Origin of the sequence: Friedmanniella luteola (assembly GCF_900105065.1) — a bacterium.
In the GTDB taxonomy this organism is placed as follows: Bacteria; Actinomycetota; Actinomycetes; order Propionibacteriales; family Propionibacteriaceae; genus Microlunatus; species Microlunatus luteolus.
In genome coordinates this window covers 867890-888268 of sequence record NZ_LT629749.1, presented here as the reverse complement: position 1 = coordinate 888268, position 20379 = coordinate 867890, and the positions used below count along the sequence as shown (strand labels likewise).

Here is a 20379-nt window from a genome sequence, read left to right as displayed (position 1 = left end):
CCTGCCGGCGGTCCCCGTCGGCGCGGGGTCAGCGCGGCCGGCGCGCGCGCAAGGCCACGACGGCGCCGCCGCCGGCCGCCGCCAGCAGCCCGGCCAGCGCCGGGACCGGTCCCGGCCCGCCCGAGTCGGCCAGCCCCTCCGCCCGAGCGGACGGTTCCGGTGTCGCAGCGGACGCCGTCGGCTCCGGCTCCGGCCGCGAGGTCGGGGTGTCCTCCGGCGCCGGCGCGGGCGGCTCGACCAGCCGGGTCAGCGGGAGGGCCACCGTCGTGCGGGCGACGACGTCGTCCCGGCGCGTCGCCGTGGTCCCGTACGGCTGCTCGGCCCGCCCTCCGGCCCGGACCTCGGCCCGGCCGCGGCGGGCGTCGCCGGGGGCCACCACGAACGCGCCCGTGCAGACCAGCTCCGCGCCCGGGGCGAGCCGGGCCGGGCGGTCCGGCGCACACCGGACGCCGCTGAGCTGGGGGCGCACCGCGTCGAGGCCGACCCGGGTCAGCGTCACGTTCCCGGCGTTGGTCACGGTCACCGTCGCCCGCACCCGGGCCCCGGCCGCGGGTCGTGCGGGTGCGGTGGTCAGCGCGACCGCCAGCCGGGGCCGGGCCCGCACCTCGACCGTGGCCGGTCCGATGGCGAGGAGGTCGTCGGACGGGTCGTCCGGGTCACCGGACGGCGCCTCGGCCCGGGCCTCGGCCGCCGTCTCCAGCGCCCCGAAGTCGAGGTCGTCCTGGGTGACGAGGACGGTCGCGGTGCAGGTCAGCCGGGCGCTGGGGGCCAGGGCCGCCCCCAGGGCGGGGCTGCAGGAGAGCTGGTCGGGCGGGACCCGGACGTCGGTGAGGGTGACGCCCTGGACGGGCACGTCGCCCGCGTTGCGCACGCGGTAGGTGTAGCGGACCGGCTCGCCCAGGCGGGCGACGCGGGTGGGGCTGGACTCGGTCTGCAGGCTCAGCACGAGCCGGGGCGGGGGCGGCGGGTCGACGAGCGCGAGCAGGTGGTCCTCGACCTCCCCGGAGGCGGACGGGCCGTCGGGCAGCTCGGCCTCGTCCGCCGCGGTCGCGATCCGCAGCCGGACCAGGCTGTCCCCCGCCGCCGCCGCGCGGGCGTCCCAGCGGAGCTCGGCCGTGCGAGCGCCGGCCGGGACGTCGACGCAGGCCCGTTCGCTGGTGCGGAAGGCGCGGTCGAGGTCGAGGTCCACCCAGCCGCACAGCCGGGCCGGCACCGTCACCCGGCTGACGGCGACCACCAGGCGGAGGGTCGTCAGGCGGCCGACCGGCAGGGGCGGGAGCGCGGCCAGGGCGTCGTCGTCGTCGCCGTCGGCGGACTCCGACGCCTTGGTGCTGGAGCCGGTGTCGGGGTCGAGCCGGTCGGCGGAGACGGTCGCGCCGAGCCGCGGACCCGTGACCAGCGCGCGGGCGGGGTCCCCGGAGCCCGCATCGACGTCGACGGGCGCGTCACCGTAGTCGTAGCCGGGCGCCGCCAGGGCGGGCGACCCTCCGGACGCGAGCAGGGCGAGGCCCAGTGCCGCCGCCACGGCCAGGGCGCGCAGCGGCGGGCGCGGCACAGCGGGCTGGGACATGGGCTCGGCCTCCTGAGCCACCCCCGAGGTGGACCGGCTCCCGGCCGAGACTAGCGACTGCCGGGCCGGCCGCCCACGGTCGGGAGGTCAGTCGCGGACGGCGCCCTTGCGCAGGTCGCGCCGGAGCTCCGGGGGCAGGGCGAAGACGAGGGACTCCTCGGTGAGCCGTTCCTCCTGGGCCACCGGGTAGCCGTGCTGCACCAGCAGCTCCAGGACGCCCTGAACCAGGTCGTCGGGGACCGAGGCGCCGCTGGTGACGCCGACCGACGCGACGCCCTCGAACCAGGCGGGGTCGACCTCGCCGGCGTTGTCGACGCGGTGGGCGGCCTTCGCGCCGGACTCCAGGGCCACGTCGACGAGCCGGACGGTGTTGGAGGAGTTGGCCGAGCCGACGACGATGACCAGGTCGCTGCGGGCGGCGATCTGCTTGATGGCCAGCTGGCGGTTGGAGGTGGCGTAGCAGATGTCGTCGCTGGGCGGGTCCATCAGCTGCGGGAACTTCTCGCGCAGCCGGCCGACCGTCTCCAGCGTCTCGTCGACGCTGAGCGTGGTCTGGCTGAGCCAGGCCACCCGGCTCGGGTCCTTCAGCTCGACCCCCGCGACGTCGGCCGGTGACTGGACGAGAGTGATCTGGTCCGGGGCCTCGCCCGTGGTCCCCTCGACCTCCTCGTGGCCGGCGTGCCCGATGAGCAGGATCTCCAGCCCCTCGCGCGCGAACCGGCGGGCCTCGTGGTGCACCTTGGTGACGAGCGGGCAGGTCGCGTCGATCGCCTTGAGGTCGCGCTCGGCGGCCTGGGCGTGCACGGCCGGCGACACCCCGTGCGCGGAGAACACGACGGTGGAGCCCGGCGGCACCTCGTCCAGCTCCTCGACGAAGACCGCGCCGCGCGCCTGCAGGTCCTCGACGACGTGGCGGTTGTGGACGATCTGCTTGCGGACGTAGACGGGGGCGCCGTAGGTGTCGAGCGCCTTCTCCACCGTCACCACGGCCCGGTCGACGCCGGCGCAGTAGCCGCGCGGGGCGGCCAGGAGGACCTGACGGCCGCCGGTCGCGGGCGTGCTCAGGCCGGGGCTCGCGGTCTCGGTCATGCCGCCCAGTCTAGGCGGTGGGGTCCGCCGCCCCGGCCCGTCGCGGCGTCGCGTGCAGCACACCGGGCATAGGCTCCTCCGGTGCCCCTGGAGTCCTCACCCGAGAACCCCCAGCCGCTCCGCAAGGTCACCCACCTCGTCCGCGGCTGGATCGAGCGGCTCGGTCCGGTGTGGGTCGAGGCCCAGCTCATCGAGATCAACCGCCGCTCCGGCAGCCGCACCATCTTCCTCACGCTGCGGGACAAGCTGGCCGAGGTGTCGGTCTCGGTGACCGTCTCCCCCACCACCCTCGACGGCGCCGGGCCGCTGACCGAGGGCGCCACCGTGGTCGCCCGCCTCAAGCCGTCCTACTTCGAGGGCTCGGGCCGGTTCTCCTTCTACTGCGACGCCATCACCCCCGTCGGCGAGGGCCGGCTGCTGGCCCGGCTGGAGCAGACGAAGCGGCTGCTGCAGGCCGAGGGCCTGTTCGACCGGGCTCGGAAGAAGCCGCTGCCGTTCCTCCCCCGGGCCATCGGGCTGGTCACCGGAGCCGGCAGCGCCGCGGAGAAGGACGTCGTCGAGAACGCGCGCCGCCGCTGGCCCGCCGTCCGGATCGAGACCCGCTACGCCCTCACCCAGGGCCCGCAGGCCGGGGAGCAGCTGATCACCGCGCTGGGCCAGCTGGACCGGCACGGCGACGTGGACGTCATCGTCATCGCCCGCGGCGGCGGATCGCTCGAGGACCTGCTGCCCTTCTCCGACGAGGGCCTGGTCCGAGCCGTCTTCGCCTGCACGACCCCGGTGGTCAGCGCCATCGGCCACGAGAGCGACAACCCGATCCTCGACCTCGTCGCGGACCTCCGCGCCTCGACGCCGACCGACGCCGCCAAGCGCGTCGTGCCCGACGTGGCCGACGAGCTGGCCAAGATCGGTCAGGCCCGGACCCGGCTGGAGCAGGCGATCGGCACCCGGCTGCGGCACGAGCAGGAGCGGCTGGACGCCCTGGCGACCCGGCCGGTGATGACGGACCCCACCGCCACCTTCGTCGTGGGGCACGAGCAGCTGCAGCACCTGCGCGAGCGCAGCCTGCGCGCGCTCACCAGCCGGTTGGAGCACGAGCGCACCGGCGTGGCGCACCAGCTGGCCCGGGTCCGCGCCATGTCGCCCAAGGCGACGCTCGAGCGCGGCTACTCGATCCTGGTGGGCCCGGAGGGGCACGCCATCACCTCGGTCACCGACGTCGACGAGGGCGACGACCTGCTGGCCTACCTGCTGGACGGCCAGCTGGTGCTGGAGGCCCGCGACGTCCGACCCGGAACGCTAGGAGCAGCATGAGCGAGGCAGCGAGCCGTCCCGAGGGGGACGCGCTGACGTACGAGCAGGCCCGCGAGGAGCTCGTCCAGGTCGTGCAGCGGCTGGAGTCGGGCGGCGTGCCGCTGGACGAGTCGCTGGCCCTGTGGGAGCGCGGCGAGCACCTGGCGGCGGTCTGCCAGCAGCGGCTCGACGGCGCCCGCGCGAAGGTGGACGCGGCCCGCGCCCGCACCGGCACCCCGGGCTGACGCGGCCGTCGCCCTCAGGCCGAGAGCTCGAGGTCCGCGGTCGACGGCCGGGGCGCCACGAACCGGCGCCGGTAGTCGACGGGGGCCAGGCCGATCTCACGCCGGAAGTGCTCACGCAGCACCACGGCGGAGTTGAACCCCACCCGGGCGGCGATCTGCTCCACCCCGAGGTCGGTCTCCTCCAGCAGCCCCCGGGCGGCGAGGATCCGCTGCTGCGTCAACCAGCGGTGCGGGGTGGTGCCGGTCTCGGCGCTGAAGCGGCGGGCGAACGTGCGGTCGCTCATGGTCGCCCGGCGGGCCAGCGAGCTCGCGGTGTGCGGCTCGGCCAGGTGGTCGAGCACCCAGGCCAGCAGCGGCGACAGGCTGTCGGCGGTGCAGGTGGGGATCGGCATCTCGACGAACTGCTGCTGACCGCCGTCGCGCTGGGGGGCACCACCATCCGGCGGGCGATCTTGGTGGCCACCGCCGTCCCCAGCTCCCGGCGCACGAGGTGCAGGCAGGCGTCGATGCTCGCCGCCGTGCCGGCGCTGGTGATGAGGTCGCCGTCGTCGACGAAGAGGGCGCGGGGGTCGATCAGTGCCAGGGGGTGGGCTCGCGCCAGCTCGGCGACGTGCCGCCAGTGCGTCGTGCAGGCCCGGCCGTCGAGCAGGCCGGCCGCCCCCAGCACGAACGAGCCGGAGCACAGGCTGAGCACCGTGGAGCCGGCCGCGTGGGCCGCCCGGATGACGTCCAGCACCTCGGCCGGGTAGTCCGCGGCCGGCCGGACCGCCGTGGCGGAGACGATGACGAGGTCGCTGCCCGCGACGGCGTCCAGCCCGTGGCCGGCGGTGACGGACATCGACGCCCCGGTGTTCGTGGTCAGGGGGACGCCGGGCTGCTGCGCGCAGACCCGGAGGTCCACCGCCGGGACGCCGTCGTCGGTCCGGTCCAGGCCGAAGACCTCGACCGCGACGCCGAACTCGAACACGGCGACCGGTTCGACGAGCACGACGCTCACCCGGGACAGAGGCACGCGGAGAAGCCTATGGCAGAGATCTTGCCCGACCGGCCACCCCTGCCATCCTGGACAGGCGCCCGGCGGGTCAGCCGGTGGTCAGGGTGGAGGCGAAGCTCTCCAGCTCGCCGTAGGGCAGGTCCCCCACCACGACGGTCGTCACGTCCGCACCGCCCAGCACCAGGGAGCGGGTGCGCTCGTCCTCGCTGATCCGCCGCTCCCAGGTGGTCCCCGCCACGTCGCTCGTGCCGTCCGGCAGGCCCTCGCGGGTCTTGTCCTCCACGAGGGCGCGAGGCTCCAGGTCGCCCTGGGCCAGCTCGACGTAGGTGTTGCTCGCGTCGAGGAAGCCGAGCTGCCAGAGGTTCCGCGGCGACGGGTCCCCGTTCAGGTAAGACCGGCCCTCCGGCACCCACGTCACCTGGGTCGCCCGCCACGACGGGGGCACGGCCCGCGGGGCCAGCACCGGGAACGGGGCCTGGTCGCGGGCCTGCGCCAGCACGGGGGTCCAGTCCAACGTGCGGACCGGCGGCTCCGCCGGGGTCCGGGTGAAGAAGTAGGTGATGACGATCACCGGGATCAGGAGGACGAGCAGCGAGCGCACCATGTCGCCGGTGGAGGCGGTTCTCGACGACGCACGGGCCACGGCCTCATCCTCCCAGACGGCGCCAACTGCGCCGGTCCCTCGTGCGGTGAGCCCGTCGACGGGCCTTCGACGGGCTCAGGCCGCGGAGAAAGCCTCAGGCCGTGGAGGACGGGCTGAGGCCGCGGAGGACGGGCTCAGGCCGCGGACACGAGGCTCAGCGCCCCGCCTCCTCGTCGTCCTGCGGCTCGGCCATCACCCGGTGCAGGGCCGCCTTGGCCTTGTCCGGCAGCACCTTGGCGGCCAGCTCCTGGGCCTTGGTCATCGCCGAGGCGGCGACCACGCGGTCCTTCCCGGCCATCAGCGCCGCGTAGCCCTGCTGGGCGACGTCGGCCGGGTCGTCCTTCGGCCCCTGGCCGATCCGGGTGTCGTCCATCTCGGCGCGGTGGAAGAAGTTCGTGTCGGTCGGACCGGGCATCAGCGAGGTGACCGTCACCCCGGTGTCCCGCAGCTCGTCCTGCAGCGCCTCGGCCAGGGACTGCACGAAGGACTTCGAGGCGTTGTAGACCGCCTGGAACGAGCCCGGCATGGTCGAGGCGATCGAGGAGGTCAGCAGCAGCCGGCCGGCGTCGCGCGCCACCATGTCCGCCAGCAGCAGCCGGGTCAGGTGCACCGTCGAGGCCACGTTGAGCTGGACGACCTCGAGCAGGTCGGCCGGGTCGGCGTCGACGAACGCCCCGCCCCGGCCCACGCCCGCGTTGACGGCGGCGGCCGCGACCGGCTGGCCGGTCGCGATCGCCGTCTCGTACAGGGCCTGCACGCCGTCGGCGGTCCGCAGGTCGACCGGGAAGGTCTGCACCTCGACACCGGCGGTGCGGCACCGGACGGCGACGGGCTCCAACCCCTCACCGCCCGGGCCGTCCTCGGCCGTGAGCAGCAGGTCGAAGCCGTCCGCGGCGAAGAGGAGCGCGAGCTCCGCGCCGATCCCGCTGGAGGCTCCGGTGACGACGGCAAGTCCTGCACTGGTCATGTCTGTCCTTCGGTCCGGGGGGCGCGCGGGGATGCGGCCTGGATCAGGGGGTGGGCATCCCGCCGTTGACGTGCAGGGTGGCGCCGATGACGTAGCTGGACTCGGCGGAGGCCAGGAACACGTAGGCCGGTGCCAGCTCGGCCGGCTGGCCGGGACGGCCCAGCGGGGTCTGCTCGCCGAACGCGGGCAGGTCCTCGGGCGGCTGGCCGCCGGCCGTCTGCAGCGGGGTCCAGATGGGACCGGGCGCCACGACGTTCACGCGGATGCCCTGCGGCGCCAGCTGCTGGGCCAGGCCCTTGGAGAAGTTGTTGATGGCCGCCTTGGTGGAGGCGTAGTCCACCAGGGTCTCCGAGGGCTCGTAGGCCTGGATGGAGGAGGTGTTGATGATGGTCGAGCCGGGCTGCAGGTGCGGCAGCGCCGCCTTGGTCACCCGGAACATCGCGTAGACGTTGGTCTTGTAGGTCTCGTCGAACTGCTCGTCGCTCACGTCGGCGAGGGCCTCGACCGACTGCTGCTTGCCGGCGTTGTTGACGAGGATGTCCAGGCCGCCCAGCTGCTCCACCGCCTGCGCGACGAGCTCGGTGCAGTAGGCGGCGTCCTTGAGGTCCCCGGGCAGCAGCACCGCCTTCTGGCCCGCGTCGGTGATCAGGCCCTTGATCCGCTGGGCGTCCTCCTCCTCCTCGGGCAGGTAGCCGATGGCGACGTCGGCACCCTCGCGGGCGAACGCGATCGCCGTCGCGCCGCCGATGCCGGAGTCGCCGCCCGTGATCAGCGCCTTGCGCCCCACCAGCCGGCCGAGGCCGCGGTAGCTCGTCTCACCGAGGTCGGCCTTCTCCTCGAGGTCGGCGTCGAGACCGGCGCCCTCCTGGTACTGGGCGGTGGGGTCGATCCCGCTGTAGAGCTTCGTCGGGTCGGCAAAGGTGTACTGGTCACGCGACATGGGGGTCTCCTGGGTGTCGGTACGGGAGCGGGGAGGACGAGCGAGGGCGGTCAGGCGCGCGGGTGCTGGTTCCAGCGGTCGGCCGAACGACGGCCGAGGGTGGTGACGACGCGCACGAGGGCGCTGGGCAGCGGCCGCAGCCGCTCCTCCACCTGGTAGCCCTGGACGGTGTCGGTGCCGCTGGGCGGCGGGCCGCTGGGCAGCAGCCGCGCGGCCAGCCCGAGCAGGGCCGCCGTGGTGGTCGGCGCCAGGCCGTTCACCCGCGAGGCCACCTTGGTGAGGACGCTCAGCAGCACGTAGGCGCGACCGGCGAGCACGCCGTCGACGATCCGGGCGGCGGCGCGCTGCGGGTCCATGGCGATGCCGGGCAGCGTGGCCGACGGGGCGAACCAGGCGTACTCGGCGCCCTGCCGGCCGGTGAACTCGGCGCGGAGGTGCGAGCCGGTGCGCATCAGACCGGGGGCGACGGTGGTGACCTTGACGCCGGTGCCCGCGAGCTCGGCGCGGAGGCCGGCCGAGAAGCCGACCGCGCCGAACTTCGCGGTGCTGTACGGGAGCAGGTGCGGGACGGGGACGAGCCCGCCGATGGAGGTGATGACGCCGATCCGGCCGTGGCCGCGGGCCCGCATGGGGCCGCTGACGGCGAGGGCGACGTTGATCGGGCCCCAGAGCATGATGTCGATGGCCTCGGCGAAGTGGTCCCGCGTCAGCGAGGCGAGCGGGCCCACCTGGATGACCCCGGCGACAGCGAAGGCCACGTCGACCGGGCCGTCGGTCGCCTCGACGTCGGCGACGAGAGCCTCCACGGCGGCGGCGTCAGCGACGTCGCAGACGGCGGTCCGGACGGTCAGGCCCTCCGACTCGAGGTGGTCGCGCGCGGCCGCCAGCTCGTCCGCCGAGCGGGCGCAGATGACGAGCCGGTGACCGCGGCGACCGAGCTCCCGGGCGATGAGCAGGCCGAGCCCGCGGGACGCCCCGGCCACAAGGGCCAGGGGCGCCACCGCGGGCGTCGACTGCGGTGCTGCGACCGGGTTGGTGCTCAGGACTTCGCCGCGTCCTGGACGTTGCCCTTGGCCTGCTGGGCCTGGCCCTGCACGTCCGAGGCGGCCGAGGTGCCCTCGTCCTGGACCGTGGTCTTGGCCTGCTGGGCCTGGTCCTTGACCTCTTCGACGGCGTACTGGCCCTCGTCCTTGACGGCGCCGACCGCCTCGGTGGCGGTCTCCTTCACCGTCTGAGCAGCCTCCTGGAGGGGCTCCTTGAGGTTGCTCGCGACGTCCTTGGCGGCGTCGGTGATGCCGGCCTTGAGCGGCTCGGCCTTGTCCTTCACCGTGGTGGCGAGCTCGCGCTCCTTGGTGCTGGCGGGGATCAGCGAGCTGATCAGCAGGCCGGCGCCGAAGGCGACGAGACCGGCGGCGAGGGGGTTGCCCTGCGTCTTCTGCCGGGCGAGGGCCGGGGCGTCGCTGACGGTGTCGCCGGCCGAGGACAGGGCACCGCGGGCCGAGGCCGCCGCACCCTGGGCCGAACCGGCGGCGCTGCCGCCGGCGCCGTGGACGGCGTCGGTGGCGCCGTGCACCTTGTCGGAGACGGTGTCGGTCACGCCGTGCACCGTGTCGACCACGGAGTCGCGGACGTCGTCGGCGGTGCCCATGATGCGGTCCTTGAGGCCGAGGCCCTTGTCCTTGACGTTGTCCTTGACCTTGTCCACCTGCCGGCGGGCGATGGTCTTCGGGTTGGCCTCCTCGGCCAGCGCGTCGACGTCGTTGCTCAGGTTGGCGCGGGTCCGCTCGATCTCAGCGCGGATCTCTTCGGGGGTCTGGCTGGTCACAGGTTCTTCTCCTCTTGGCCTTTGAGTGCGTTCGGGATCTTGCCCAGCGAGTCGGTGGTCTCGGGCACGCCGCGCACCTGGTCGAGGGCCTTCTTGCCGACGACCGCGAGGATCGCGGCGATGATCGCCCAGATCACCGCGACGATGAGCGCGGACCAGCCGAAGCCGATCTCGTTCCCCAGAGCCCGCCACAGCGAGATGGACAGGAACATCAGGACGAAGAAGCCGGCGACGGCGGCACCGGCGAGCAGGCCGATGCCCTTGCCGGCCTTGGACGCGGACTGGGAGACCTCGGCCTTGGCCAGGGCCACCTCCTGCCGCATCAGCGTGCTGAGGTCGCGGGTGACGTTGCCGAGCCGCTCACCGAGGGTCAGCTCGTCCCCGGTCGTGGTCTGCGGCTCGATCGACGACGAACCCGAGGTGTAAGGCGTCGTCATCGGGGCGTGTCACCCCGCGTCGGGTCGACGTAGGTGACGGTGTCGTCGTAGGTCACGGTGTCGTCGTAGGCGCGGGTCGCCTCGTAGCCGGTGGTGGCGGTGGTGCCGGTGGTGGCGCCCGGCGTGTAGCTGCCGGTCTCGTAGCCACCCGCGGTGTAGCTGCCCGCGTCGTAGCCGGTGGCCGCCTGGGTGGTGCTGTAGCCGGTGGTCGGCGTGGTGGCGCTGTAGCCCGACCCGAGAGCCGGAGCCTGCTGGGCCTCCTTGGCGTCCTTCGCCTCGGCGGCGAGGCTGCGGGTCAGTCGACCGACCACGACACCGGTGAGCAGCGAGACGCCGAGGAAGACGCCCGGACGGCGGCGCGCGAAGTTGCGGACGTCGGCGAGCAGGTCGCTGGGCTCGCTGTTCTCGATCCGGTGGGCGAGCTCACCGACGCGGCGGGAGCCCTGCTTGGCGAGGTCGGCGAGGGGGCCGCCCTTGTCCGTGGAGGACGCCATCGTGCCGAGCTCGTCGGCGAAGGAGTGCACGAGCGCACCGAGGCGCTGCTGCTGGGCGCCGGCCTGGCTGCTCAGCTCGGTGCGGCCCTGGTCCAGGAGGTCACGGAACTGGCCCGTGGCCTCCGCGGTGATGTTCCCGACCTGCTCCTTGGCGGTCTCGGCGACCTGCTGGCCGGAGGCGAGCGCGGTGTCCTTGACGGCACCGGCCTGCTCCTTGGCCACGCCGGCGACGTGCTGGCCGCGGTCCACAGCGGTGTCCTTGAGGCCGGCGGCCTCGTCCTTCGCGGTGTCCTTGGCGGTGCTCGCGGTGCTGCTGGTGCTGGACTGGCCGGTGGTCGGGGCGTAGATGTCCGTGCCCGCCTCGGTGGTGCCCGCGGGCTCCCACGTGGTCACCGGCTCGTCGAACTGGTTCTGCCCCTCGGAGGGGACATACGGTGACTGAGTCACGCGATCTCCTATCGACTAGATCCGCGGCGCCGCGAGTACGCGACGCCATCCGCTATCTCATACCCAAACCCTTTACGGCGTAAACACCCCTGCTCGCGCAGAAGTGCCACGGTGGCCCTCGAGGCCGCCGCAGCCGTGTCGGACGACCGAGCGGCTGTTGTCTCAACCGCCCGGCCACGGCACAGGACTGGCCCGGGCGTCACCCTGTGCTGAGGGCCCTGCTACCCGCGGGAGCCGCGCTCGAACCCTCCGGCGCGACCGGCGGCGCCCCGCCCCGCCCGGGCGCACCCCCCGCTATGGCGTACGCCACAGGACGCGCTATGGTCGGTCCAGCGGTTGAGCAGTCTGCCGACATCCCCACCTCCCTGTAGGCGGTCCCATGTCGAGCACCATCTCCACCTCCCGTTCCCGATCCCGCGCCCTGGTCGACCCGGCCCCCGTGGCCCTCGACGACGTCTCCGAGCCCGCCGCCCAGCCGGACGAGCTGGACGACGTCTACGAGCCCACCGAGCGCAACCCGCAGCTGCGGCGCGAGCGCTCCGCGGAGCTGACGGCGCAGCTGCTCGCGGCCGACGAGGCGGGCGGCCGGGTCATCCGGCGCCGGCTCGTGCTGCTCCACCTCGACGCCGCCGACGGCGTCGCCCGGCACTACGCCGGCCGCGGTCAGGACCACCAGGACCTCGTCCAGGTGGCCCGGGTCGGCCTCGTCGAGGCCAGCGTCCGCTACGACCCGTCGCTGGGTTCGTTCCTGGGCTTCGCGCTGCCCACGATGATGGGCGTCATCCGCCGCCACTTCCGAGACCGTGCGTGGTCGGTCAAGCCGCCGCGCTGCATCCAGGAGCACGCCGCCGTCATCGCCCGCGCCCGTGAGGACCTCACGCACGAGCTGCTGCGCTGGCCGACCATCCCCGAGCTCGCGCAGCACCTGGAGCTCAGCGAGTCCGAGATCCGGGCCGCGCGCCAGGTCGACGGCTGCTTCCAGGCGGCGTCGCTCGACGTGCCGGTGGGCCAGCGGGCGGAGTCGCTCGGGGAGAGCCTGTCGGAGGTCGAGAGCCGCTACGACCACGTCGAGACCGCTCTCACCCTGCAGCCCGCCTACCAGCAGCTCAGCGAGCGGGACCAGCGGCTGGTCTACCTCCGCTTCTACTCCGAGCTCAGCCAGCGCGAGATCGCCGAGGAGTTCGGCGTCAGCCAGATGCAGATCTCCCGGTGGCTGGTCCGGGTGCTGCGCTCCCTGCGCCAGTACCTGAGCGACGACGAGAGCTTCCAGCTCGCCAGCTGACCGAAGCGATCCCGGCCGTCGGCCACCACCACGAACGCCGTCGAGGCACCTCCCCCGTCGGAGGTGCCTCGACGTGCATCCGGGCCGCGACCCGGTGATGGGGACGGCGCCGGCCGCCGCTCCGGCACCATGGGCGACGTGGACGAGCTGCGCACCCTGGGACACGGCGCCGGGCCGCACGGCGAGACGCTGCTCCGCGAGCGTCGCCGGCCCGACGGCACGGTGGTCCACGAGCTGGTGGTCAACGGGGTGTTCGCGATGGACAGCACCGAGACGAGCAGCGAGCTGGAGCTGGCCGGCTTCGCCGCCGGCGCGCGCGGGGCCGTGCTGGTCGGCGGCCTCGGCCTGGGCTACACCGCGGCCGCGGTGCTCGAGCACGTGCCGGGACCGTCCCGGGTCGACGTCGTCGAGCTCGACCCGCACCTGGTCGGCTGGGCCCGGGCGGGGGTGACGCCGCTGCTCGCCCGGGTCGCGGGCGACCCGCGGACCCGGCTGCACGTCGGGGACGTGGCCGCGACCCTGAGCGGCGGCGGAGCCGCCACCGGGCCGTGGGACGCCGTCCTCCTCGACGTCGACAACGGCCCGGACTTCCTCATCCACGCCCACAACGCCGGTCTGTACGAGGAGGCGACGCTCAGCGCGGCGCGGGCCGCCCTGACTCCGGGCGGGGTGCTCGCGCTGTGGTGCCAGGGGCCGGCTCCGGCGCTGCTGGCGCGGCTGCGGCGGCTCGACGGCTCGGCCCGCGAGCACCGCTACGCCGTCGAGCGGGAGGGCCGGCGCTTCTCCTACGTCGTGCTCACGCTGCGGCGGCCGGCGTCGGTGGGTGCCGGTCCGGGTGGGGCCGCGCTCGCGCGCCCAGGGCAGAATGAGCGCATGGCTGAGGACTTCCGCATCGAGCACGACACCATGGGCGAGGTCCGGGTCCCCGCCCAGGCCCTGTGGAAGGCGCAGACCCAGCGCGCGGTCGAGAACTTCCCGATCTCCGGGGTGCCGATCGACCCGGCCCTGATCGCGGCCCTCGGCCAGATCAAGGGTGCCGCGGCCCTCACCAACGCCCGGCTCGGCGTCATCAGCGAGGAGCGCGCGGCCGCCATCGTCGAGGCCGCGACCGCCGTGGCGGCCGGAGCGCACGACGCCCAGTTCCCGATCGACGTCTTCCAAACCGGGTCGGGCACCTCGAGCAACATGAACACCAACGAGGTCATCGCCTCGCTCGCCTCTCCGGCCGTGGCCGACGGCGTGCACCCCAACGACCACGTCAACGCCTCACAGTCCAGCAACGACGTGTTCCCCAGCGCGATCCACATCGCCGCCACCCAGAGCCTGGTCCAGGACCTCGTCCCGGCGCTGCAGCACCTCGAGCGCTCGCTGGAGGCGAAGGCCACCGAGTTCGCCGCGGTGGTCAAGAGCGGCCGGACCCACCTCATGGACGCCACCCCCGTGACCCTCGGCCAGGAGTTCGGCGGCTACGCCGCGCAGGTCCGCTACGGCGTCGAGCGCGTGCAGGCGGTCCTCCCCCGCGTCGCCGAGCTGCCGCTGGGCGGCACCGCCGTCGGCACCGGCATCAACACCCCGCCCGGGTTCGCCGCGTCGGTGATCGGGATCATCGCCGAGCAGAGCGGGCTGCCGTTCACCGAGGCCCGGAACCACTTCGAGGCCCAGGGCGCCCGCGACGCCCTCGTCGAGGCCTCGGGCGCGCTGCGCACCATCGCCGTCGGGCTCAACAAGATCGCCAACGACATCCGGTGGATGGGCTCGGGCCCGCGCGCCGGGCTCGGCGAGATCGCGCTGCCGGACCTGCAGCCGGGGTCGTCGATCATGCCGGGCAAGGTCAACCCGGTGCTGTCGGAGGCCATGACCCAGGTCTGCGCCCAGGTCATCGGCAACGACGCCGCCGTCGCCTTCTCCGGTGCCGCCGGGGCGTTCGAGCTGAACGTCATGCTGCCGGTGATGGCGCGCAACCTGCTGGAGTCGGTCCGGCTGCTGGCCAACGTCAGCCGGCTCTTCGCGGACCGGTGCGTCGACGGCATCACCGCCAACGTCGAGCACTGCCGCTTCCTGGCCGAGTCCTCGCCCTCGATCGTCACCCCGCTCAACAAGTACATCGGCTACGAGAACGCGGCCGCCGTCGCGAAGGCGGCGCTGAAGGAGAACAAGACGATCCGCGAGGTGGTGATCGAGCGCGGCTTCGTCACCGAGGGCCGGCTCACCGAGGACCAGCTCGACGCCGCCCTCGACGTCCTCTCGATGACCCGCCCGGCCCTCTGACGCCGGGCCGGCGGGCGCCCCACCCGCCCCACCCGCGCCGTCGGCCTGCCGGGCCCCCCGGGCCGCCGCCTGTCCCCCACTTCACACCCCTGCGGTGGTCCGCGCACCCTCTGCACGGGGTGTGACGTGCACCGGAGGGGTGTGAAGTGGGGGACCCGAGTGAGCCCGGGTCGACCGGGCGGGCGCGTCGGGCGGGCGCGTACGGCGGGCGGGTAGGTGGGTCGGGCGGGTGGGTCGGTGCCGGGCTCAGCCCTCCGGGACCGCGATGTTGGCCATCCAGCTGACGCCGAACTTGTCGGTGCAGGCGCCGTACTCGTCGCCCCACATCTGCTTCTCCAGCGGCATGGTCACCGTGCCGCCCTCGGCCAGGCCGGCGAAGAAGCGGCGGAGGTCGTCGACGTCGTCACCGCTGAGGCACACGGTGATCGCGCTGCCCTCGGCGACGTCCATCCCGGGCGGGGTGTCGGCGGCCATCAGGGTGTAGCCGCTCGGCGTCTCGAGCTGGCCGTGCATCACGTGGCCGGCCGCGTCGCCGTCGGCCATGCCGTACTCACCGAACGTGTTGATGGTGAGCTCGCCGCCGAACACCTGCTGGTAGAACTCCAGGGCCGGTCGGGCGGTGTCGCGGAAGCTCAGGTAGGGGGTGAGGAGGGAGGCCATCGCTGCTCCTAGGTCGCGGGTCTGGGACTCCGGACTCTAGTGAGCGACGGCCTCCCCCGCCGGGGGAACGCGGCAGTTTCTCAGCCGAGGGCGATCGCGGTCCAGGAGACGGCGGGCAGCTCGACGGTGAGCCGGCCGTCGGCGACCGTGACGCTGTCGTTCGGCCGCACCCCCACCCGCTCCTGGTCCTCCAGGGTGTTCTTCGCGTAGATGTCGTCGTCGGCGAGGGTGTGGGTCTCCAGCACCGACACCGCGCTGAGGTGGCTGACGTCGACGGTGACCGTGGTGGCCGCGTCGAGGCTGCGGTTCACCAGGAAGATCGCCGTCCGCCCGCTGGCGGCGTCGTGGGTGGCGACGGCGTCGACCAGCGGCACCTCGCCGTAGACGGCCGTCTGGTAGGTCTCGGTGCTCAGCTTGACGTCCAGCGCCTCGCCGACCGCCAGCCGGGAGGTGAGGGCGAAGGGGAAGAAGGTCGTCTGCCGCCAGGTGTCCCCGCCGGGCTCGGTCATGATCGGGGCGATGACGTTGACCAGCTGGGCCAGCGACGCCGAGGTGACCCGGTCGGCGTGCTTGAGCAGCGAGATCATCAGGTTGCCGAAGACCACGGCGTCGAGCACGGAGTAGATGTCCTCGAGCAGCCGCGGCGCCGTCGGCCACTGCTCGATGTCGGTGATCTGGTCGACCTCGTGGTAGCGGGTGTTGTACCAGACGTTCCACTCGTCGAAGGAGATCTTGATCCGCTTCTGGCGGCCCAGCGTCGCCCGGACCGTGTCGGCGGTGGCCACCACGGACTCGATGAAGTGGTCCATGTTGGTGGCCGAGGCGAGGAAGCTGGCGGTGTCGCCCTGCAGCTCCTCGTAGTAGGCGTGGCAGGAGATGTAGTCGACGTCGTCGTAGGTGTGCAGCAGGACGGTGTGCTCCCAGGCGCCGAAGGTCGGCATCTTCGCGCTCGAGCTGCCGCAGGCGACCAGCTCCAGGTCGGGGTCCAGCTGGCGCATCGCCTTGGCCGTCTGCGAGGCGAGCTTGCCGTAGTCCTCGGCGTTGCGGTGGCCGAGCTGCCACGGCCCGTCCATCTCGTTGCCCAGGCACCACATCTTCACCCGGTAGGGCTCCGCGTGCCCGTTGGCGACGCGGGCGTCCGACAGCGCCGTGCCCGAGCGGATGTTGGCGTACTCGAGGACGTCCACGGCCTCCAGCACGCCCCGCGTGCCGAGGTTGACCGCGTACATCAGCTCGCTGCCGACCTGCGCGCACCAGCCGGCGAACTCGTCCAGCCCCACCTGGTTGGACTCGGTGGAGTGCCAGGCCAGGTCCAGCCGGGCCGGCCGCTGCTCGCGGGGGCCGACGGAGTCCTCCCAGCGGAAGCCGGACACGAAGTTGCCGCCCGGGTAGCGGATCGCCGAGACGCCGAGCTCCCGGACCAGGTCCATGACGTCGGTGCGGAAGCCCTCGGCGTCGGCGGTGGGGTGGCCCGGCTCGTAGATCCCGTCGTAGACGCAGCGGCCGAGGTGCTCGACGAAGGAACCGAAGACCCGGCGCGAGACGGGGCCGACGGTGAAGTGCGGGTCGAGCGTGAGCTCAGCAGCAGGCATGATGTCCTCTTCGACGGAGTGCGAGGAGCGGCGCGACGCTCCTCCGACGTTCTAGGTAAACGTTGTAGAACAGTCTGGCCGAGGCCGTCGGCCAGGGTCAAGCCGGGCGGGTGGCGCCGGCGACGACCGGGCTCGAGGACTCGCGCACGACCACCCGGAACGCGGTGAGGTGGTCCCGCGGCGGCAGCTCGGCGGAGCCGGCGTCGATCCGCTCCTTGAGGTAGCGGACCGCCACCTCGGCGATCTCCTGCCGGCCGGGGTCGACGGTGGACAGGGTCGGCAGGCTGTACCGGGTCTCGTCGAGGTCGTCGAAGCCGATCAGCGCGACGTCCTCGGGGACCCGACGCCCCGCCTCCTGCAGGACGCGCATGGCTCCGAGGGCGAGGGCGTCGTTGAAGGCGACCACGCCGTCGAAGGTCAGCCCTCGGCTCAGGGCGTCCCGGACGGCGGCCGCCCCGGTGCTGCGGAACCAGCCGTCGACGCCGACGACGAGCGCGGGGTCGACGGGCACGGCGGCCGCGGCGTGGGCCTGCCGGTAGCCCTCCAGCCGCAGTGCGGCCGACCCGGGCGCCGGACCCGTCGTCGTGCCGAGGGCGACGAGCCGCCGACGCCCCTGGTCCAGCAGGTGCGCGGTCGCCGCGCGGGCGCCCTCGGTGTTGCGCATGGTCACGTGGTCGGTGGGGCCGTGCAGGACGCGCTCCCCCAGCAGGACGAGCGGTCGTGGCACGGCGGCCAGCACGTCGTGGTCCTGCTCCCCGAGCGCGAGGGCGCTGAACAGGATGCCGTCCACCATCCGGGCCCGGGTACCGCGCAGCAGGTCGAGCTCGCGCTCCCGCTCACCCCCGGACTGGGCGATGACCACCGACAGGCCCTGCGCCTCCGCCGCCCGCATCACGGTGTCCGCCAGCTCGGCGAAGTAGGCGTTGCGCAGGTCGGGGATGACGAGGCTGATCAGCCCGGTCCGCCCCGAGCGCAGCCCGCGCGCCGTCAGGTTCGGCGTGTAGCCGAGCGTCGCGATGGCGTCGAGCACCCGCTGCTTCGTCGCGGGCCTGACGTGGGGGTAGTCGTTGAGGACGTTGGACACCGTCTTGATCGACACCTCGGCCAACCGCGCGACGTCGTGGATCGTCGGGGCCATGCACGGAAGGCTAGGGGGTCACGCGGGTGCGGACCGCCACCACGAGGAACGGCGCGGCCCACCGCCCACGACCGGACCGCGCGGAGCGCGGACCCAGGGCTCGTGCTGCCTAGTACCAGCCGTTGGCGCTCTTGAAGCTCCAGGCCTGGCAGGGGCTGCCGTAGCGGTCGTCCATGTAGCCGACCGCCCAGATGATCTGGGTGGCGGGGTTCGTCCGCCAGTCGCTGCCGACGCTGGCCATCTTGGAGCCGGGCAGCGCCTGCGGGATGCCGTAGGCCCCGGAGCTGGCGTTGGTGGCGTCGATGTCCCAGTTGCTCTCGCGGATGATGATGTTGTTGAAGCAGCTGAACTGGTCGGCGCCGTAGCCGAACTTGTTCTGCAGGACCTGCTTCGCGATCTCGCGCGGGTCGGTGGTGCCGGCCTCGTAGCCCTGCGCCGCCACCCGTGCGCGGCGGGCCTTCTCGGCGGCCTCGGCCGCCGCCTTCGCCCGGGCGGCCTCGGTCTTCCGCCGTGCCGCCTCCGCCTTCGCCTCGGCCTTCGCCTCCGCCTTGGCCCGGGCCTTCGCCTCGGACCTGCGCTGCTGCGCCGCCGCGGCCTTCGCCTTCCGCTGGGCCACGATCTTGGCCTGCTGGTCGGCCACGGCCCGGCTGCCGGTGCTCAGCGCGAGGCTGCGCTCGACGGCCTGGTCGACGGCGGCCTCGAGGCGCTCCCGCTCGGCGCTCCGGTTGGCCGCCGCCTCGCGGACGGCCCGCTCGGAGGCCACGGCGGCCGGGTCGGCAGCCGGCTGGCTGGCGGACGTCACCGGGACCGGGACGGCGATCGCCGTCCCGGTCGCGGCAGGGCTGCCGAGACCGGCGACCGCGGCGCTGACCGCCAGAGCGGTGCAGCCGAGGCCGATGGCGGCATGGTGGACGAGGCGACGCACCGGTCAACCATGCCACACCGTCGTTACCGAAGTGACATCTTCGGTGGCGCCAGGTGAGGAGTTGCCACTCCGTGATCAGACCGGGATGTCCTCCAGCATCTCGGTCACCAGCGCGGCGATGGGTGAGCGCTCGGAACGGTGCAGCGTGACGTGGGCGAACAGCGGGTGGCCCTTGAGCTTCTCCACGACGGCGACGACGCCGTCGTGCCGGCCGACCCGCAGGTTGTCGCGCTGGGCGACGTCGTGGGTGAGCACGACGCGGGAGTCCTGGCCGATCCGGCTCAGCACGGTGAGCAGCACGTTGCGCTCCAGGGACTGGGCCTCGTCGACGATCACGAACGAGTCGTGCAGGGACCGGCCGCGGATGTGGGTCAGCGGCAGCACCTCGAGCAGCCCCCGCTCCATCACCTCCTCGATGACCACCTTGGAGGTGATGGCGCCGAGGGTGTCGAACACCGCCTGGGCCCAGGGCGCCATCTTCTCGCCCTCGCTGCCCGGCAGGTAACCGAGCTCCTGGCCGCCGACGGCGTAGAGGGGCCGGAACACGACGACCTTGGCGTGCTGGCGCCGCTCCAGCACCGCCTCCAGGCCGGCGCACAGCGCCAGCGCCGACTTGCCGGTGCCGGCCCGGCCGCCGAGCGAGACGATCCCGACGCCCGGGTCCAGCAGCAGGTCCAGCGCCACCCGCTGCTCGGCCGAGCGGCCGTGCAGGCCGAAGGCGTCGCGGTCCTTGATCAGCTTGAGCTGCTTGCCGGGCGTCACCCGGGCCAGGGCCGAGCCGCTGCCGCCGAGCAGGACGACGCCCGTGTGGCAGGGCAGGTCGCGCGCCTCCTCGAGGTCGACGACGCCGTGGTCGTAGAGGTCGGAGACGTGCTGCGCGTCGACCTCGAGCTCGGTCATCCCCGTCCACTCGGTGGACACGGCCAGCTCGGCGCGGTACTCCTCGGCCCGCAGGCCCACCGCCGACGCCTTGACCCGCATGGGCAGGTCCTTGGAGACGAGGGTGACGTCGCGGCCCTCGGCGGCGAAGTTCAGGGCGACGGCCAGGATCCGCGAGTCGTTGTCACCGAGCCGGAACCCGTCCGGCAGCGCCGTCGGGTCGGTGTGGTTGAGCTCGACGTGCACGGTGCCGCCCTGGTCGTTCACCGGGAGGGGCGCGTCCAGCCGGCCGGCGCTGACCCGGAGGTCGTCGAGGTACCGCAGCGCGGTACGGGCGAAGTACCCGAGCTCCGCGTGGTGCCGCTTGGCCTCCAGCTCGGTGATCACCACGATCGGGAGGATCACGTCGTGCTCCGCGAAGCGCCGCAGGGCGTGCGGGTCGCTCAGCAGGACGGAGGTGTCGACGACGTAGGTGCGGCGCGAGGATCCAGACACGGGTCTGCCCTTCTGAGGGCCGCACGCGGGACCGCGTCCGGCCCCACGGTCAAGTGGTGAGCCGGAGTCGTCCCCGGGCCGCGGTCGACCCGTTCGTCGTGCCCGTCGTCAGACGGTGCATGCATCGCCTCCCGCACGGGCCGCTTCCCCACGGCCCGTACTGCGGACGCTACGGCCGAGGCGGGGACCGCCTGCC

At 73.7% G+C, this 20379-nt stretch carries 20 protein-coding genes; 4 read left to right on the top strand and 16 right to left on the bottom strand.

The window, feature by feature from the left end; genetic code table 11:
- Positions 1-28 precede the first annotated feature (28 nt).
- Both BLT72_RS04180 and BLT72_RS04175 read right to left on the bottom strand, forming a co-directional pair.
- Complete coding sequence (locus BLT72_RS04180; protein ID WP_091410434.1) at positions 29-1570, bottom strand: DUF7507 domain-containing protein; 1542 nt, start codon at positions 1568-1570, stop codon at positions 29-31.
- An 87-nt stretch (positions 1571-1657) separates the two neighbouring features.
- A complete protein-coding gene (locus BLT72_RS04175; protein ID WP_091410432.1) occupies positions 1658-2659 on the bottom strand; it encodes a 4-hydroxy-3-methylbut-2-enyl diphosphate reductase in 1002 nt (333 codons plus the stop codon).
- An 81-nt stretch (positions 2660-2740) separates the two neighbouring features.
- Between BLT72_RS04175 and xseA the strand changes: the two genes are divergently transcribed.
- Positions 2741-3973 carry an exodeoxyribonuclease VII large subunit gene (xseA, locus tag BLT72_RS04170; protein WP_091410431.1) on the top strand — a complete coding sequence of 411 codons (1233 nt, stop codon included), beginning with the start codon at positions 2741-2743 and terminating at the stop codon, positions 3971-3973.
- Complete coding sequence (locus BLT72_RS04165; RefSeq protein ID WP_091410429.1) at positions 3970-4197, top strand: exodeoxyribonuclease VII small subunit; 228 nt, start codon at positions 3970-3972, stop codon at positions 4195-4197. Before xseA ends, BLT72_RS04165 begins: the two co-directional genes overlap by 4 nt.
- 14 nt (positions 4198-4211) lie before the next feature.
- On the opposite strand, the gene BLT72_RS22975 is transcribed toward BLT72_RS04165, so the two are convergent.
- The 9 genes from BLT72_RS22975 to BLT72_RS04125 all read right to left on the bottom strand — a co-directional run bounded on the left by BLT72_RS22975 (position 4212) and on the right by BLT72_RS04125 (position 10944).
- The gene (locus tag BLT72_RS22975) at positions 4212-4481 is read right to left on the bottom strand and encodes a helix-turn-helix domain-containing protein (RefSeq protein ID WP_231930318.1); all 270 of its coding nucleotides are present in this window, start codon (positions 4479-4481) and stop codon (positions 4212-4214) included.
- Positions 4478-5209 (bottom strand): AraC family transcriptional regulator, encoded by a 732-nt coding sequence (locus BLT72_RS04160; RefSeq protein ID WP_231930317.1) that lies wholly within the window; start codon positions 5207-5209, stop codon positions 4478-4480. Before BLT72_RS04160 ends, BLT72_RS22975 begins: the two co-directional genes overlap by 4 nt.
- Before the next feature lie 70 nt (positions 5210-5279).
- Positions 5280-5834: a DUF4245 domain-containing protein gene (locus BLT72_RS04155; RefSeq protein WP_091410427.1), complete on the bottom strand. Its 555-nt coding sequence runs from the start codon at positions 5832-5834 to the stop codon at positions 5280-5282.
- A gap of 154 nt (positions 5835-5988) precedes the next feature.
- The gene (locus BLT72_RS04150) at positions 5989-6801 is read right to left on the bottom strand and encodes an SDR family NAD(P)-dependent oxidoreductase (protein ID WP_091410426.1); all 813 of its coding nucleotides are present in this window, start codon (positions 6799-6801) and stop codon (positions 5989-5991) included.
- Positions 6802-6844: 43 nt separating this feature from the next.
- Entirely contained in the window at positions 6845-7741 is an 897-nt protein-coding gene (locus BLT72_RS04145) for an SDR family oxidoreductase (RefSeq protein ID WP_091410424.1), read from the bottom strand.
- Between the two features lie 50 nt (positions 7742-7791).
- Positions 7792-8742, bottom strand: a complete 951-nt coding sequence (locus BLT72_RS04140) for an SDR family NAD(P)-dependent oxidoreductase (protein ID WP_197677194.1) — start codon at positions 8740-8742, stop codon at positions 7792-7794.
- Between the two features lie 38 nt (positions 8743-8780).
- Entirely contained in the window at positions 8781-9566 is a 786-nt protein-coding gene (locus tag BLT72_RS04135) for a DUF3618 domain-containing protein (RefSeq protein WP_091410421.1), read from the bottom strand.
- Entirely contained in the window at positions 9563-10003 is a 441-nt protein-coding gene (locus tag BLT72_RS04130) for a phage holin family protein (protein WP_091410419.1), read from the bottom strand. Before BLT72_RS04130 ends, BLT72_RS04135 begins: the two co-directional genes overlap by 4 nt.
- Complete coding sequence (locus tag BLT72_RS04125) at positions 10000-10944, bottom strand: hypothetical protein (protein ID WP_091410417.1); 945 nt, start codon at positions 10942-10944, stop codon at positions 10000-10002. Before BLT72_RS04125 ends, BLT72_RS04130 begins: the two co-directional genes overlap by 4 nt.
- 379 nt (positions 10945-11323) lie before the next feature.
- On the opposite strand from BLT72_RS04125, the gene BLT72_RS04120 reads away from it, so the two are divergent.
- Both BLT72_RS04120 and BLT72_RS04115 read left to right on the top strand, forming a co-directional pair.
- Positions 11324-12226: a sigma-70 family RNA polymerase sigma factor gene (locus BLT72_RS04120; protein ID WP_091410416.1), complete on the top strand. Its 903-nt coding sequence runs from the start codon at positions 11324-11326 to the stop codon at positions 12224-12226.
- 873 nt (positions 12227-13099) lie between these two features.
- Complete coding sequence (locus BLT72_RS04115) at positions 13100-14494, top strand: class II fumarate hydratase (RefSeq protein ID WP_091416648.1); 1395 nt, start codon at positions 13100-13102, stop codon at positions 14492-14494.
- A 246-nt stretch (positions 14495-14740) separates the two neighbouring features.
- Here BLT72_RS04115 and BLT72_RS04110 read toward each other — a convergent pair whose 3' ends face one another.
- The 5 genes from BLT72_RS04110 to phoH2 all read right to left on the bottom strand — a co-directional run bounded on the left by BLT72_RS04110 (position 14741) and on the right by phoH2 (position 20183).
- Positions 14741-15154, bottom strand: coding sequence for a VOC family protein (locus BLT72_RS04110; protein ID WP_091410414.1), 414 nt, complete (start codon positions 15152-15154; stop codon positions 14741-14743).
- Between the two features lie 80 nt (positions 15155-15234).
- Entirely contained in the window at positions 15235-16746 is a 1512-nt protein-coding gene (arfA, locus tag BLT72_RS04105) for an arabinosylfuranosidase ArfA (protein WP_091410411.1), read from the bottom strand.
- Between the two features lie 97 nt (positions 16747-16843).
- A complete protein-coding gene (locus tag BLT72_RS04100; protein ID WP_091410410.1) occupies positions 16844-17884 on the bottom strand; it encodes a LacI family DNA-binding transcriptional regulator in 1041 nt (346 codons plus the stop codon).
- Positions 17885-17993: 109 nt separating this feature from the next.
- Positions 17994-18809 (bottom strand): aggregation-promoting factor C-terminal-like domain-containing protein, encoded by an 816-nt coding sequence (locus tag BLT72_RS04095; protein WP_091410407.1) that lies wholly within the window; start codon positions 18807-18809, stop codon positions 17994-17996.
- Positions 18810-18884: 75 nt separating this feature from the next.
- Positions 18885-20183: an RNA 5'-3' helicase PhoH2 gene (gene phoH2, locus BLT72_RS04090; protein ID WP_091410405.1), complete on the bottom strand. Its 1299-nt coding sequence runs from the start codon at positions 20181-20183 to the stop codon at positions 18885-18887.
- Positions 20184-20379: the final 196 nt, after the last annotated feature.

Coding starts and splice junctions, on each gene's coding strand:
- BLT72_RS04165 (WP_091410429.1), top strand. CDS start 3,970: ATGAGCGAGGCAGCGAGCCGTCCCGAGGGGGACGCGCTGACGTACGAG.
- BLT72_RS04150 (WP_091410426.1), bottom strand. CDS start 6,801: ATGACCAGTGCAGGACTTGCCGTCGTCACCGGAGCCTCCAGCGGGATC.
- BLT72_RS04120 (WP_091410416.1), top strand. CDS start 11,324: ATGTCGAGCACCATCTCCACCTCCCGTTCCCGATCCCGCGCCCTGGTC.
- BLT72_RS22975 (WP_231930318.1), bottom strand. CDS start 4,481: ATGAGCGACCGCACGTTCGCCCGCCGCTTCAGCGCCGAGACCGGCACC.
- arfA (WP_091410411.1), bottom strand. CDS start 16,746: ATGCCTGCTGCTGAGCTCACGCTCGACCCGCACTTCACCGTCGGCCCC.
- BLT72_RS04115 (WP_091416648.1), top strand. CDS start 13,100: ATGGCTGAGGACTTCCGCATCGAGCACGACACCATGGGCGAGGTCCGG.
- BLT72_RS04130 (WP_091410419.1), bottom strand. CDS start 10,003: ATGACGACGCCTTACACCTCGGGTTCGTCGTCGATCGAGCCGCAGACC.
- BLT72_RS04180 (WP_091410434.1), bottom strand. CDS start 1,570: ATGTCCCAGCCCGCTGTGCCGCGCCCGCCGCTGCGCGCCCTGGCCGTG.
- BLT72_RS04175 (WP_091410432.1), bottom strand. CDS start 2,659: ATGACCGAGACCGCGAGCCCCGGCCTGAGCACGCCCGCGACCGGCGGC.
- BLT72_RS04145 (WP_091410424.1), bottom strand. CDS start 7,741: ATGTCGCGTGACCAGTACACCTTTGCCGACCCGACGAAGCTCTACAGC.
- BLT72_RS04110 (WP_091410414.1), bottom strand. CDS start 15,154: ATGGCCTCCCTCCTCACCCCCTACCTGAGCTTCCGCGACACCGCCCGA.
- BLT72_RS04100 (WP_091410410.1), bottom strand. CDS start 17,884: ATGGCCCCGACGATCCACGACGTCGCGCGGTTGGCCGAGGTGTCGATC.